We start from the raw sequence: 14,535 nt of genomic DNA, 5'->3' as shown, positions 1-14,535 counted from the left end.
TAAGGCTTAATAAGGCGATTTATCAGACTGCCGTCACCGCATTCTCTTCCGGCAGTTCGGCGTAGCCGTTATCGATCTGCATCTCCGCCAGCACCACTTTAATAGCGGCCAGTACCTGATCGATCTGCTCGTCATACAACTGACCGATACAACCTAGGCGGAAGCTGTCCACCACGGTCAGTTTGCCGGGATAGATCACAAAGCCCTTTGCCTTGATGCGATCGTAGAAGGTGTTGAAATCAAAATTGTCATGCTGCGGCGACAGGAAGGTTACAATGATTGGTGACAACCATTTTTCATTCAGCAAAGTACGGAAACCCAGCGCTTTCATACCCGCGACCAGTCGCTGCTGGTTACGGCTGTACCGGGCCAGTCGACCGGCAACACCGCCTTCTTCGGTATGTTCTTTCATCGCTTGCAGGAAAGCAGCAACCACATGGGTTGGCGGGGTAAAACGCCACTGACCGGTTTTTTCCAAATAGACCGACTGCTCATAAAGATCCAGACTCAGGGAGTGCGCATTGCCTTTGCTCTGCTCCAGCGCAGAACGTCGAACCAGACTGAAACCAAAACCCGGTACACCTTCAAAGCACTTATTGGCAGAAGAGATCAGAGCATCAAACGGCAGTTTTTTTCGCATCCACCGGAATCGCACCGAAAGCGCTCATGGAATCGATAATCAGACGACGCCCCAGACGGGCGACCACCTCAGCAATTTCAGGAATTGGGTTAAGAATGCCTGAGCTGGTTTCGCAATGAATCACCGCCACATGGGTAATTTCCCCATCCGCTTTCAGAATGTTTTCCACTTCATCCGGCATCGGTGGCAAGTAATCGCCCTTGTCCAGCGTGACGTAATCACGGCCCAGATAATCCAGTGTCTGGGCCAGACGTTTACCGTAGGCGCCGTTCATCAGTACCAAAACCTTGCCGGTTTTCGGCACCAGAGTGCCCAGTGTTGCCTCAACAGCAAACGTGCCACTACCCTGCATAGGCACGCAGACATGGCTGTCTTTGGCATTGGCCACATCCAGTAGCTGATCACACAGTTGGCGGGTCATCTGGCGGAAATCACCATCCCAGGATCCCCAGTCTCGCAGCATGGCCGCTTTTACGGTATCCGTGGTGGTGATCGGCCCTGGGGTCAGTAGATAAGGAGGTTTACCCGCTGCTTGCGGTGACAGGTTTTCAAATTCAGACATACAGAACTCGCTCACTTTAAATCAATCTGGCATAGACCAGATTTAAAACTAAAAAATAGGGCGGTCTTCGCTCATCACGTTATATGTTCATCGCGGTAAAAGCTCAGACCACCCGCTGAAAACAGGTTTATCGGTTACGCCAGCCCTGAGTCAGCCCCAAAATCTGCTGAGACAGCAACCAGTGCAACCCCTTCACCGTCAGACAGGTCAGCAGAATCAGCACGCCCATACCTGCTGCAGAGGCGGTATTACCCGCTTCGTCCATATTCAGTACCGAAATTGAGGCCAACATGGTGTCGCTGGAGTAGATAAAGATCACCGCCGATACGGTGGTCATGGCGTTAACAAACAGGTAGACCGAGATTTCCAGCACCGCAGGCAAAGAAACCGGCAGGGTGATTCGCCAGAAAGTGACATAAAACGGAATTTTTAGGGAGGCAGACACCGACTCAAACTCACCATCGATCTGCTTCAGCGCCGTTACCGAGGTCAGATGACAGACGGTATAAAAATGCACCACACTGTTCAGTACCAGAATCGCCATGGTCGCGTAGATAAAGTTAAGCGGGTTATCCGGCTGGTTAAAAAAGAAGATATACGCCAGACCCAGTACCATACCCGGTACCGCCATAGGAATCATCGCCATCAGATGTAGCAGGTTACGCACCGGTTCAAAAGCACGACCTTTTTCCACTAGATAAGCATTGAAGAAGACAATACCCGTACCAATCAGCGCAACCCATACCGCCATCTCGATAGAGTTAAAGTAGTAATCCCAGCTGGAACCCACCGATTCAAAGTCATAGTGCTGCAGACTCAGTTCCATATTGTAGGGCCAGAAGCTGACAAAAGAGGCGTAAGCTGCTGTGCCGATCACCAGCAGAATAGCCGATACAACCAGCAGACAGATCGCCAGGAAAAGATTGTCCTTAACTGGGTTCGGTTTTGGTATATAAGGCACCGCACGGGCTGACAGCATGGCCACCTGCTTTTTCTGTACCAGACGATCTGCAGCAAAAGAGAATACCGCTGGCAGCAACAGAATTACCGATACCACAGCCCCCATCTGGAAATTCTGCTGGCCCACCACCTGTTTGTAAATATCTGTCGCCAGTACCTTAAAGTCACCACCGATCACTTTCGGAACGCCAAAATCGGTAATCACCAGAGTAAAGGCGACAAAACCTGCACTGATAAGGCCGTACTTAGCAGACGGCAGCGTCACGGTAAAAAAGGTACGCAATGGTGAGGCCTTCATCACCTGAGCGGCCTCATACAGACGAGCATCTGAATTGGAAAGTGCTGTCACCATAATCATCAACACATGGGGAAACACCCAGAAACACATGCCGATCACGATACCGATAGGGCCGTAAACAGATGCCCCCATCAGTACCTCTTTAAAGATGCCCTGATTTCCCAGCAGATAGATCAGGCTAATGGCCGGTAACAGTGAAGGAGCAAACAGAGGCAAAAGAGTCAGGGCACGAAGAGTTTTCTTACCCGGCATACACGTTCGGGTTAATCCGTAGGCAAACAGAAAGGCCAGCGTCAGCACCACACCGGTGGAGATCAACGCGATCTGTAGGGAGTTAAGCACCGACTGGAACAGCGCGGGGTTACTGATATAGCTGGCAAAGTTCGCCAGCCCGATAAAATCACCTTCGGCATTCTGCAGGCTTTTAATCGGCATGGTGCCCAAAGGCAGGATCAAAGCCACGAAAAGAAAGAGTACCGCCAGCAATACCGCTGCACGTTGAATATAATCCTGACGGCTCAGACGCACCTTATCAGCTTTAATCGCACCCTGTTCCTCAAGTTCCTTATTCTGGAAACCGCCAGACAGATGGTCAGATGCCATACCACTCATGCCGCAACCTCATCTGTTGCCACGGCCGAATGGCCCGCATCTCCGGTCGCCGCCGAGTTGTCATAACGATCAAAGACCTGAAGTTCATTAACAGGCACTGCCAGCGATACCTGATGCCCTGCCATACACAAAGTCAGATCCGTATGCTGACTGCTGACGTCAACCTGAACACTCTGCTGAAAATCAGACAGGTTCACTTCAATACGCAGGAAATTACCCATAAATTCGGTGTGCAGCACAGTGCCATTGAAGTATTCATAATGCTTATCGTCCCCATGCAAACCTGCCGGTTTAATAGCTGCAACTTCAGGACGAAATGCTAACCAAGCAGCAGCCGTCTGCTGCTTTTTATAACGTCGACAGTTAATTAACCGCTCCTGTAGACGCACCTGCTTATTGCCCGAAACCTTTACTGGTAATAAATTCATCGTGCCGACAAAGTTGGCAACAAAGGCGTTAATAGGGCGGCGATAGACTTCTTCTGGCGTACCTACTTGCTCAACAATCCCATGGTTCATCACCACAATACGGTCAGCCATCGCCAGAGCCTCTTCCTGATCATGAGTCACCATAATTGTAGTAATGCCTAACTTTCGTTGCAGTTTACGAATCTCCTGACGCAGATGCAGACGCACCCGAGCATCAAGGGCCGAAAGAGGTTCATCAAGCAATAACAGACTAGGTTCTGTCGCTAATGCGCGAGCCAAGGCTATACGTTGCTGCTGGCCCCCTGATAGTTGCGCTGGATATTTATACGCCATATCAGATAAACCAATAGTGTTAAGCAGTTCAGTGACTTTAGCTTCAATTTGATTTCGACTTAACTTTAAGCTTCTTAAGCCATAGGCGATATTTTTCGCTACTGTAAGGTTAGGAAACAAGGCATAGGATTGAAATACAATACCAAAATCCCGCTGCTCTGGAGGCAGTAAGGAGATCGTTTGACCGCCCTGCACAATCTCACCTCGGCTCTGCGGATCAAGGCCTGCAATCGCCCTTAACAAGGTTGTTTTACCACAACCAGATGGCCCCAAAAAACAGACAAATTCCCCATCCTTAATCTCCAGAGAAACATCTTTTAGAGCGGCGAAATTACCATAGTGTTTCCAAACTTTATTTACCTGCAGATAAGGGGCGTTATTTCGCTTAACCAACGGGGTAAAAGCTGAAGTGATCGGTTGTTGGGGTTGCGCCATCATAAGCGTCTCCGGGTAGCCGTTATCAGGGCAGCCTGACGTGCATTTAGCTGCTCTGTTAAATCAAGTTAAAGTCAGTTTAATGAAGAAGATGTGACATCAATCTCAGTCTCAGGGGAAAGCATGTCAGTGATATGACAGAGACGATCATCACCGTCTCTGCCAACCGACCATATTCCCATTCAAAAAATAGATCAGAGCCTCTGAATTACTTAGGTTCGCTCTTGCTGTCGTAACGGCTCTGCCAGGTGCTCAGAATCTGTTTGCGATTACTGGCGGACCACTCAAAATCGTTGTTCATCATCAGACGCTCAGCATCAACCGGGAAATGTGGAATCGGTTGCGCAACTCCTGGGTAAGCCACAACGGCAAAGCTTTTGCTGTACAGTTTGTTTGCTTCTTTACTTACCGCAAAATCCATCAGCTTCTGAGCGGCATCCAGATTATTAGTACCTTTAACAATACTGGCGGCTCCCATATCCCAGCCCAGTCCTTCCTGTGGGTAGATCACATCCAGTGGAGCACCTTTCTCCTTCAGACTCGCACCTCTGTATGCGAAGGAGATACCAATCGGAGCTTCTCCCGCTGCGGCCAGTTTGCATGGCTTGGAACCAGAATGGGTGTAACGAGCAATATTGTTGTGCAGGCGGTCCATATAGTCCCAACCCTTGTCTTCACCAAACAGCTGTAACCAAGAGGACACATCCAAAAAGCCGGTGCCGGATGATGCTGGATTAGGCATAACAACATGGCCTCTGTAGACAGGCTTAGTCAGATCCTCCCAACTGGTAGGCTTTGGCAACCCCAGTTTTTTCGCTTCAATGGTGTTAAAACACAGAGAAGCCATCCAAGCATCCATACCCACCCAGGAAGGTGTTGCCGCTTTATCACGGAACTTAGGTGATAGTTTTTCCAGACCTTTAGGTGCATAGGGTTGCAGCATATCCTGATCTTTCAGAACCAGCAGACTGGTAGCAGCCAGCCCCCAGATCACATCCGCCTGCGGGTTGTTTTTCTCAGCCAGCAGCTTGGCGGTGACAATGCCGGTGGAGTCGCGTACCCATTTGATTTTGATATCCGGGTACTGCTGATTAAATGCTTTGGCATAGGGGCGTAGTTGCTCACTTTCTAAGGCGGTATACACTTTAAGCTCTGTCGCAGCTTGTACATTAGCGGACATTAACGCCATTACACCCACGAGGCCTGCGGTAGCGGTTTTGAATGATTTGGTCAGATTCATTGTGGTTATCCTTTTGACTTGAGAGCTCGGTTATTTAAATTTATTTTGATCTACACCAGAATCTAGCAAGCCTATATTTCAATTCAATTAACGAAAGATTAAAGTTTATAAAAGTGGTTTAAAAAACCATTCACGCTATAGATATCAACCAATACGTCCCTGCTAACCGCTGCGTTTAGTGCAACAAGCCAAATCTTTATACCTCGCCTACTATCTGTTTTACAGCTGCCAATGCAAGCTGCTTAAATCTGGTATACACCAGATAATAAAAGACAATAATGACAGTACGTTGACAGAAATAAGACAGCAGAAAAAATGAATATTTAAATTCAGAATGGACTAACGCTGACCACCACTTTTAAGGCGTTGTGCAACCAGAACTCTTCATCCAACTCAAGAAACTCTCCATGTTGATCTCGGCAAATACGTCGAATATAGAGACCAGTAGTGCCAGTATTTGCGTCCAATGCATCAGCAATACGGTGCTCTAGAGTTTGCGGGTAGATCTCTAAGTGGCGCTCTACGGGCTCTAGCTCATACTCTGTTCGTAGCAAGTTCCAAAGAGAGCCATCTAATGAATACTGCAACACACCGGGGCAGTTTTTCGGGTTCAGATAGATTTTTTCTATGAGGCAAGGGCGGTCATTAATATAACGTCGACGCAGAATTTCATACACAGGCGTACCACGCTCTAGACCAACCTCATCGGCGATTTTATCCGGTAATTCGACCAACTGCTTATCCAGAGTCTGAGTCCGAGCACTGAAGCCTTGCTCCTGAACATAACGGACAAATCCAACATCTCGACTTGGGTCATAGTTAATACGTGGAGGAGTAACAAACCAACCGCGACGATTAGCACGAAAAATAAGCCCTTCAGCCTCTAGTTGAGCCAGAGCCTGACGAGCTGTAACACGGGTAGTGGAAAACTGTTCTGTCAGTTGACGTTCAGAGGGTAACTTATCATTTTCTGACCACTTACCCGCGGCTATGTCCGCCGCAAGATAATCTCTGATTTTTAGATAAAGCGCCCGCCGTTCTTGCATTTGCATAATCACCCTTAAAACCTACAATATTTAACTCATTGGCAAAGGGTTAGTATATGACAGCTTCATGTCTTTATGATTAAGCACTTCAAATACTCAACAAAAAACGACATCTGTTTAGAAACGCATATCCATGCGTAAATAAATAGAGGCTAATAAGCCTCCATTTAAAAGCTTAAGGCAAGCTAACACGCAATACCTTCAAGCTAACGCGCAATACTTTGCATAATCTGTCGTACATTATCGATAAGATTATTTGAGGCTTCTTTGGTAAGTATCGAAGACTCTGTAGCTTCTGCCGCGGCCTCGTTAACTGAATCTAGGTTATGCCGAATCTCTTCAGATGCAGCACTTTGCTGTGTTGCAGCCGCTGCAATCATCTGACTCATATCAGTAATGGTTTGCATCGTTTGGCTGATCGCATCAAGCGTTTCACCGGCTACTTGCGCTTGATCCACACAGCCACTAGCACTGACTTGACTCGATTTCATCACGCGTACTACTTCTTCCGTTTCTTTCTTTAGCCGCTCAAGGGTACCGTAAATCTCACCGGTAGAACTCTGAGTACGCTGCGCAAGGGCACGCACTTCATCGGCAACCACGGCAAAACCTCTACCTTGATCCCCTGCACGAGCTGCTTCAATGGCCGCATTAAGCGCCAGCAGATTGGTCTGATCTGCAATTTCGGTAATCACTGAGATTGCGCTGGCAATATCATCCGTTGCCTGATGCAGGCTTTCTACTTGAACAACTGCCTGCTCGATTGCCGCAGCTAGATCATTAATTGACTGAGCCGTATCGTTGACCACGCTACGGCCTTGATGAGCAAGCTCATTCGCTTGATGGGTCGCGTCAGAAGCGGAATTAGCATTTGTAGCTACTTCATCAATAGCCCCAGACAATTGACTAATCACAGTAGCAATCTGCTCTACTTCTGCGGCCTGACGATTAATCGCTTCCGCAGCATGATCGGCAATACGCGTGGTTTCATCACCTAAGGCGTACAACTCTTTTGCGGAATGACTAATTCGGGTCGTCATCGCACTAACATTAGCTTCGCGCATAATTGCCGCGAGATACATCTGTCCAGCTTCATCCGTGCTATTCGCGTACATCTCTTTTAACAGTTCACTGTCGATATAGTTCTTGGCTCTAGCCGTTGCCATTTTTAGCGGAGCCATCAAACCATTCAGGGCCAATAAGCTAATACAGGCAACACCAACAGAGGTACCTAAAGTGGCGATATTAGAAAAATTAAACCACTGGCTTAAGCCAACAGGAATTAAAGTCGAAGCCGCTAACAAAACGGGCACACTTGAGCTTAAGTTAATATCATTCAGGTGTATCCGTTTTCCTCCACGGCTAACACGTTCATATATCCCTTTTGTGCGCTCAACGAGATTAAGATTAGGTTTAGAGCGCACAGACTGGTAACCAATCACTTGACCGTTATCTAAAATAGGCGTTACAAAAGCATTCACCCAATAATAGTCACCATTTTTACAACGATTTTTAATCACGCCCATCCAAGGTTTATTGCTTTGCAGCGTACGCCACATATCAGCAAAAACGGGAGGCGGCACATCAGGATGACGAACCATATTATGATCCATTCCCATCAACTCTTCGCGAGTAAAGCCTGAGATCTGAACAAAGGCATCATTGACGAAGGTGATTTTTCCTTTTAAGTCCGTCGTCGATACAAGTGGGATATTATCTGGAAAGCTTCTCTCAACCTGAGTGACAGGCAGATTTTGTTTCATTTTGCAGCATCCTGTTGCTAGTTCATTAAGGCAAAGTGTTACACGCTCACAGGCGATCATTGTTTTTATATATCGCAGTATTATTTTTATATTTTACGAATCCTGAGCCAGTCGGATTTTAAGATTACCTGCAACTTGTAATGTTTTGTAATTTTTTTTGTTTTTAATTATCTGGATACTAACGATAGCTTGAACCGTAAGCTAGCTAAAACCCATTCCCACCGTAATGTTTTTGCCATTTCTTTAACTTTAATCACGATAAAATGGCTCTCTGGCTTGCATAAATGCCTATTTACCATGTTATCCTGCGTCGCTTAAACGCTAAATACAGTTCAAGTTAAGGGGCACTCCATGCAAATCCAGGATAACTCAGTTGTATCCATTCATTACACGCTGACCAACGAAGCTGGCGATACTATCGACTCATCAGCAGATGCAGAGCCACTGGCATACCTTCACGGTGCTGCAAATATCATCCCAGGTTTAGAAGATGCTCTAGTCGGTAAAACGTCTGGCGACAAGCTTAATGTCACTGTAGCGCCAGCAGACGGTTACGGCGAACATATGGCTGAATTGGTTCAAGAAGTACCTGCAGAAATGTTCCAAGGGGTTGAAGAAGTCGAAGTTGGTATGGAGTTCCATGCTGAATCTAACACAGGTCAACCTATTGCTGTAACCGTTACTAAAGTAGAAGATGGCAATGTAACGATTGATGCAAACCATCCTTTAGCGGGCGTTACTTTGACATTTGACGTAGAAGTTGTTGATGTACGTGAAGCTTCTGCAGAAGAGCTAGAACATGGCCATGTTCACGGCGCAGGTGGTCACCAGCACTGATCACTAATTTATTGATCAGTCACTCTGGGCGATGTTTTAAGTATGTATTTTCTTTATTAAGTACCCCGCTTTGAATGCCCCCTGAGATAAAAAAACCAAGCCTAGGCTTGGTTTTTTTAAGCCTGAATATTATGGCAGGGCTTTTTGTACGACTTCAAACAGATCCTTCGACAGATTAGCCGCTGCAACTCGCTGCAACTCGGCTTGCATCAACTTCTGACGCTTACCGTCCATTTTCTGCCAACGGGTCAAAGGGGTAATCAGGCGTGATGCGATCTGCGGATTCATCTCATCCAACGTTAGCACAACATCCGCCAAGAACTGATAGCTTAAACCGTCAATACTGTGGAAATTGGCTCGGTTTTGATTGCAGTAAACGCTGATCAGTGAACGCACCTTGTTTGGGTTTTTCAAACTAAAGGCAGAATGCTCCATCAGGGCTTTTACTCGCGCTAAAGCATCTGGGTGGGGGCGGCTAGCCTGAACCTGAAACCACTGATCCATCACTAAAGCGTCCTGCTGCCACTCTTGCTCAAAGATTTCTAACGCAGCATTAGCTTTTTCGTCCTGCTTAGAATGCACTAACTGCATCAAGGCAGCCTGCACATCGGTCATATTGTCTGACTGATTAAACTGCTGCCAACTGCGCTCAACAGCAGACTCGGTTTCCAGTGCCATTAAGTAAGATTGGCAGGTATTTTTCAGACGACGCTTAGCAATATCTTCTGCAACCGGACGATAATCTCCAGAGAGCTGATTATCGTTAACGGCCTGCTCTAATTCTACCGTTAAGGCTTGGGCAAGGGTTTTACAGGCAATATTGCGACACGCATGAATCCCATCCACAGGCACAATATCAAACTGCTCAGACAGATAGGCTTCACCTGGCAAGACTAACATTTCAGCCAGAATAGCCGGTTCCAATCCCGCATCAAACAAGCCACGGTATGCCTCAATCAGAACAGGATTTAACGTCGGCATCTCGCCAGATTCAAACTGGCCAATCATCTCTTTTAATGCTGCAATAGCTAACCGTTGCCCTGCATCCCAACGGTTAAAGCCGTCGGAGTCATGCTGCATCAGATGCAAGAGTTGATCCTGCGTATAATCAAAACTCAGTTTTACTGGAGCCGAGAAGCCCCGTAGCAGTGAAGGCACAGGCTCTTCTGTGATATTTTCAAAAACAAAGCTCTGTTCCGCTTCCCGCAGATGCAAAACACGATCAGTATCGCCCTGAGCACCTGAGGCATCACCGGCTGAGAGCGTTAAAGGCAGATCCTCACCAACGGCATTCAGCAGCCCTACTTTCACAGGAATATGCAGCGCTTGTTTATTCGCCTGCCCTTTTGTTGGTGCTGTCTGTTGCTTAATCGTGAGCGTGTATTGATTCAAATCATGATTAAATACACCGCTAACGCTTAACGTTGGCGTACCCGCCTGACTATACCAGCCCATAAACTGAGTGAAATCAATGCCAGAAACATCAGCCATTGCCGCAATAAAATCTTCTACGGTTACCGCTTGCCCGTCATGACGTTCAAAGTAAAGGTCGCTTCCTTTACGGAACAGATCTGGCCCCAGTAGATTAGCGATCATACGGACAATTTCAGAACCTTTCTCGTAGATCGTTAGTGTGTAAAAGTTGGAAATCTCAATAAAGTGATCTGGACGTACAGGGTGCGCGGTAGGGCCAGCATCCTCGGCAAACTGCGCTGTACGCAGCATAGCAACATCTTCGATACGCTTAACCGCCTCATCGTTCATATCTGCGGAGAAACACTGATCACGGTAGACCGTAAAACCTTCTTTTAGTGATAGTTGAAACCAATCACGACAGGTCACACGATTGCCTGACCAGTTATGGAAGTATTCATGAGCAACCACACCTTCAATACGCTGAAAAGCCCCATCCGTAGCCGTATCAGGTCGCGCTAGCACACAGGAGGAGTTAAAGATATTTAGCCCTTTATTTTCCATAGCGCCCATATTGAAATCATTCACTGCGACGATCATGTAGATATCAAGGTCGTACTCACGACCATAGACCTCTTCATCCCATGTCATCGCGGCTTTCAAAGAAGCCATAGCATGATCACATTTAGTAATATTCTCAGGCTCTACCCAAATCTCCAGCGCAACCTTGCGCCCACTCATCGTTATAAAACTATCTTCCACGACTTGCAGATCACCGGCCACCAAAGCAAATAAATAAGCTGGCTTATCAAAAGGATCTTGCCAAGTAACAAAATGGCGGTTGTTGTCCAGCTCTCCCTTATCAATCGGATTACCATTAGAAAGCAGCACAGGATATTCCGTTTTATCGGCAATAACCTTGGTCGTAAACGCAGCCATCACATCTGGACGATCCGGGTAATAAGTGATTTTTCGAAAGCCTTCAGCCTCACACTGAGTACAGAACATAGTGTTAGAGCGATACAGGCCTTCTAAGGACGTGTTATTAGCAGGATCAATCTCAACCTCAACCGCTAACTCAAAGGCATTCGGTACTTGAGTAATAACAAGCTGTTCAGCCGTCACCTGATAATCCGACTCACTCAAAGGCGTACCGTTAACCGCAACCGATATGAGTTTTAAATCAACACCATGCAAGACTAATGGTAGCCCTACCTCACGTTTGGAATTACGCTCAAACTGAATCAGCGAATGAACACGAGTTTGATGAGGCTCCAAGTCAAAAGTCAGCGCAACGGAATGGACTAAAAAAGCGGGGGACAGATAGTCTTTCAAATAAATTACGTCGTTATTTACCTGTGTCATAACACACTCACATTACAAAACTATAGTTAGATTTAAATTATATATATCAATATTTGATATTGCTTTAGACTCTCAAGATTAATGACGTTAGAGTGCCCAATGAATAGGGCTTCAGCCAAAGGCTGTACTAGTATGCTTTAGAGACTTTTTTTAGACTATTCTAATGAAAAATAACACATCAAAGCAGATATAAACGCACCATCTCAATTAACGCTACACTGTAAACACGGCAAATGCACTCAAACAGAAGATAGGCTAAACATTATTCATGGAACAAGCACCATCACGAACAAAATACTCTAAGCTGACTCTGCCATTCAAGGTAGCGTCAGTTTATGTCTCTTTCTCTCTGCTGTGGATCTATTTCTCAGACCGTATTTTGTCAGGTATAGTCACAAACCCAGTATTGCTTTCTGATATTCAGATATACAAAGGTAGCTTTTTTGTACTGATTTCTGGCGCTTTAATTTTCTCCCTAACCGCACAGGGATTACGCCAACGTAATGTGATGCAAAATAAACTTGATCGACACTCGTTATTTTTGCAGCAAGTCCTGCAAAGTGTTAGTCATGGTATTTTGCAATATCGCGCCAATGGCCAGTTAATATTCACTAATCATGCGGCCTGCAAAGTCTTTGGTTATGATGATCAAGGCTTACCCGGTCATCTGCAAGAACTCTGCTTATCGGCGGAGGATGCGAAACACCTCACCAGCCATATTGTAGCTCTGGCATCAGAAAACCAGCTAGAGGGCCATATTCGATTACCTCAAAAACATAAGAAGAACCACAGTTTTACGGCGCACTTCGACTGGACGGTGACTCTTGATGACTCAGGTCAAATCGATACGATTACTGCCGCAGTACATGATATCAGCCAGCAGCAGCAAAGGCAGGAGGAAATAGACCAAGCGGCACTTGTCTTTGAAATGTCCGACGAAGCGTATCTTATTACCGATGTGCACAGTCGTATTTTAAATATCAACCCTGCGTTTACCCGTATAACCGGTTATGAACTGGAAGATGTTAAAGGTAAAACCCCCAGTATTCTTCAATCAGGTAAACATGATGCCAATTTTTACAAAGGGCTTTGGAACCAGTTGCTCAAACGTGGGCAATGGCAGGGAGAAGTTACAAATCTGAGCAAATCCGGTAAAGAGCTGCATATTTGGCAAAAAATTATGGCGATGAAAGATGCCTCAGGCCATGTACAAAAATATTTATCGATGATGTATGAAATCAACAGCCTTAAAGATACCGGACTTGATGACCTGACTCAGCTACCTAATTTACCCCAGCTACGGGATCGTTTAAGTAGCATTATCCCTAAAGCAGAAAAGAACAATGAATTATTTTGCATCGCTTATATCGATTTGGATAACTTTCAAGCCGTTAACGACAGTTTTGGTCACCAAGTAGGCGATTTACTCGTACAAGCTGTTGCTCAGCGTCTTACCGAGATTATTGGTGACGATGATTTAATTGCTCGCCAAGGCGGTGATGAGTTTATTGTATTAGGTCGTAATCTTGCCGCTAATGGCCAAATGCATCAATTCGCTCAAACACTGCTCAACGCCTTTGAAGCGCCTTTTAATGTTGAGACTCACCGGCTGTTTATTACCGCCAGTATTGGCCTTTGCTGCTATCCAGATGATGGATCAGCCAGTACAACACTTCTGCGTAATGCTGATACCGCGCTTTATCGTGCGAAGGATACCGGGAAAAATAATTTTCAGTTCTATACCTCTCAATTAACGAGTAACGCCATCCAAAAAATGGAAGTAGAGCTGGATCTACGCCGAGCTATTACAGAGTCCCCACAAGAATTTGTTGTTTTTTATCAGCCACAAATCGATCTTTGCACCGGCAAGGTATGCAGTGCTGAAGCGCTTGTACGCTGGGAACATAAAGATGGCCATCGAATCGGCCCTGATCACTTTATTCCTGCAGCAGAAGCCACAGGGCTTATTATCCAGCTGGGCTTAAAAGTTCTAAAACAATCCTGTATCGATTTTTTGATCTGGCAAGAAATGGGCATGGGTATCGAACGTGTCTGCGTTAACGTCTCTATGGTTCAACTACTTCGTAGCGACTTCTATCAGGATGTTTTAGATACGTTGCAGCAGACCGGAATGCCTGCTCAAGCATTGGAAATTGAAATCACCGAAACATCATTAATGAAGGAAAATGATCAGGTGGTTCAAGTGCTACAGCAGTTCCGAGGGATGGGGATTCAGATCGCTATTGATGACTTTGGCACCGGCTATTCATCCCTAGGGCGTCTACAAAGTTTACCAGTAGATCGTCTAAAAATTGATCGTAGCTTTATGCCTGAAAGCGCCAAAGACCAAAACGACCTTGCTCTTATTTCTTCCGTTATCGGCCTAGCGAATAGCTTAGCTCTTGAGGTTATTGCGGAGGGTGTGGAAACAGAATATCAAGCAGAGCTTCTCATTCGCAGTCAATGTCAAATGGCCCAAGGCTACCTCTATACAGCCCCCCTATCGCAAGAGAACTTTATCAGCTGGGCACAAAATTATTCCCAATCAAACTAAATCGCCGAGCTGATGCGCGTCTTAGCCACAGAATACCATCGCCGCCTTG

At 46.2% G+C, this 14,535-nt stretch carries 10 protein-coding genes; 2 read left to right on the top strand and 8 right to left on the bottom strand.

From position 1 onward, the window contains the following. Positions 1 to 22: 22 nt before the first annotated feature. The 7 genes from G517_RS21320 to G517_RS0114980 all read right to left on the bottom strand — a co-directional run bounded on the left by G517_RS21320 (position 23) and on the right by G517_RS0114980 (position 8,317). Positions 23 to 640 (bottom strand): hypothetical protein, encoded by a 618-nt coding sequence (locus G517_RS21320; protein WP_342662518.1) that lies wholly within the window; start codon positions 638 to 640, stop codon positions 23 to 25. After that, positions 618 to 1,202: an aminotransferase class V-fold PLP-dependent enzyme gene (locus tag G517_RS21315; protein ID WP_342662517.1), complete on the bottom strand. Its 585-nt coding sequence runs from the start codon at positions 1,200 to 1,202 to the stop codon at positions 618 to 620. The genes G517_RS21320 and G517_RS21315 overlap by 23 nt, the downstream gene beginning before the upstream one ends. Before the next feature lie 127 nt (positions 1,203 to 1,329). Continuing rightward, positions 1,330 to 3,072, bottom strand: coding sequence for a putative 2-aminoethylphosphonate ABC transporter permease subunit (locus tag G517_RS0115000; RefSeq protein WP_245543268.1), 1,743 nt, complete (start codon positions 3,070 to 3,072; stop codon positions 1,330 to 1,332). Next, positions 3,069 to 4,271, bottom strand: a complete 1,203-nt coding sequence (locus tag G517_RS19435) for a putative 2-aminoethylphosphonate ABC transporter ATP-binding protein (protein WP_102043382.1) — start codon at positions 4,269 to 4,271, stop codon at positions 3,069 to 3,071. The genes G517_RS0115000 and G517_RS19435 overlap by 4 nt, the downstream gene beginning before the upstream one ends. 205 nt (positions 4,272 to 4,476) lie before the next feature. After that, positions 4,477 to 5,508, bottom strand: a complete 1,032-nt coding sequence (locus G517_RS0114990) for a putative 2-aminoethylphosphonate ABC transporter substrate-binding protein (RefSeq protein WP_036591782.1) — start codon at positions 5,506 to 5,508, stop codon at positions 4,477 to 4,479. A 329-nt stretch (positions 5,509 to 5,837) separates the two neighbouring features. After that, positions 5,838 to 6,560 (bottom strand): UTRA domain-containing protein, encoded by a 723-nt coding sequence (locus G517_RS0114985; RefSeq protein WP_245543267.1) that lies wholly within the window; start codon positions 6,558 to 6,560, stop codon positions 5,838 to 5,840. A 200-nt stretch (positions 6,561 to 6,760) separates the two neighbouring features. Further along, positions 6,761 to 8,317: a methyl-accepting chemotaxis protein gene (locus G517_RS0114980; protein WP_028305080.1), complete on the bottom strand. Its 1,557-nt coding sequence runs from the start codon at positions 8,315 to 8,317 to the stop codon at positions 6,761 to 6,763. Positions 8,318 to 8,668: 351 nt separating this feature from the next. Between G517_RS0114980 and G517_RS0114975 the strand changes: the two genes are divergently transcribed. Then, positions 8,669 to 9,154, top strand: a complete 486-nt coding sequence (locus tag G517_RS0114975) for an FKBP-type peptidyl-prolyl cis-trans isomerase (RefSeq protein WP_028305079.1) — start codon at positions 8,669 to 8,671, stop codon at positions 9,152 to 9,154. 129 nt (positions 9,155 to 9,283) lie between these two features. Here G517_RS0114975 and pepN read toward each other — a convergent pair whose 3' ends face one another. Next, a complete protein-coding gene (gene pepN / locus G517_RS0114970; RefSeq protein WP_036591779.1) occupies positions 9,284 to 11,932 on the bottom strand; it encodes an aminopeptidase N in 2,649 nt (882 codons plus the stop codon). 268 nt (positions 11,933 to 12,200) lie between these two features. On the opposite strand from pepN, the gene G517_RS19430 reads away from it, so the two are divergent. After that, positions 12,201 to 14,486 (top strand): EAL domain-containing protein, encoded by a 2,286-nt coding sequence (locus G517_RS19430; RefSeq protein WP_051206459.1) that lies wholly within the window; start codon positions 12,201 to 12,203, stop codon positions 14,484 to 14,486. Positions 14,487 to 14,535 lie beyond the last annotated feature (49 nt).

Source organism: Oceanospirillum maris DSM 6286, from assembly GCF_000422865.1.
In the GTDB taxonomy this organism is placed as follows: Bacteria; Pseudomonadota; Gammaproteobacteria; order Pseudomonadales; family Halomonadaceae; genus Oceanospirillum; species Oceanospirillum maris.
This window is presented reverse-complemented; position numbering and strand designations above follow the sequence as displayed.

Bases quoted from the DNA above. Each gene is read 5' to 3' on its own strand.
- G517_RS21320 (WP_342662518.1), bottom strand. From the start codon at position 640: ATGCGAAAAAAACTGCCGTTTGATGCTCTGATCTCTTCTGCCAATAAG.
- G517_RS21315 (WP_342662517.1), bottom strand. From the start codon at position 1,202: ATGTCTGAATTTGAAAACCTGTCACCGCAAGCAGCGGGTAAACCTCCT.
- G517_RS0115000 (WP_245543268.1), bottom strand. From the start codon at position 3,072: ATGAGTGGTATGGCATCTGACCATCTGTCTGGCGGTTTCCAGAATAAG.
- G517_RS19435 (WP_102043382.1), bottom strand. From the start codon at position 4,271: ATGATGGCGCAACCCCAACAACCGATCACTTCAGCTTTTACCCCGTTG.
- G517_RS0114990 (WP_036591782.1), bottom strand. From the start codon at position 5,508: ATGAATCTGACCAAATCATTCAAAACCGCTACCGCAGGCCTCGTGGGT.
- G517_RS0114985 (WP_245543267.1), bottom strand. From the start codon at position 6,560: ATGCAAATGCAAGAACGGCGGGCGCTTTATCTAAAAATCAGAGATTAT.
- G517_RS0114980 (WP_028305080.1), bottom strand. From the start codon at position 8,317: ATGAAACAAAATCTGCCTGTCACTCAGGTTGAGAGAAGCTTTCCAGAT.
- G517_RS0114975 (WP_028305079.1), top strand. From the start codon at position 8,669: ATGCAAATCCAGGATAACTCAGTTGTATCCATTCATTACACGCTGACC.
- pepN (WP_036591779.1), bottom strand. From the start codon at position 11,932: ATGACACAGGTAAATAACGACGTAATTTATTTGAAAGACTATCTGTCC.
- G517_RS19430 (WP_051206459.1), top strand. From the start codon at position 12,201: ATGGAACAAGCACCATCACGAACAAAATACTCTAAGCTGACTCTGCCA.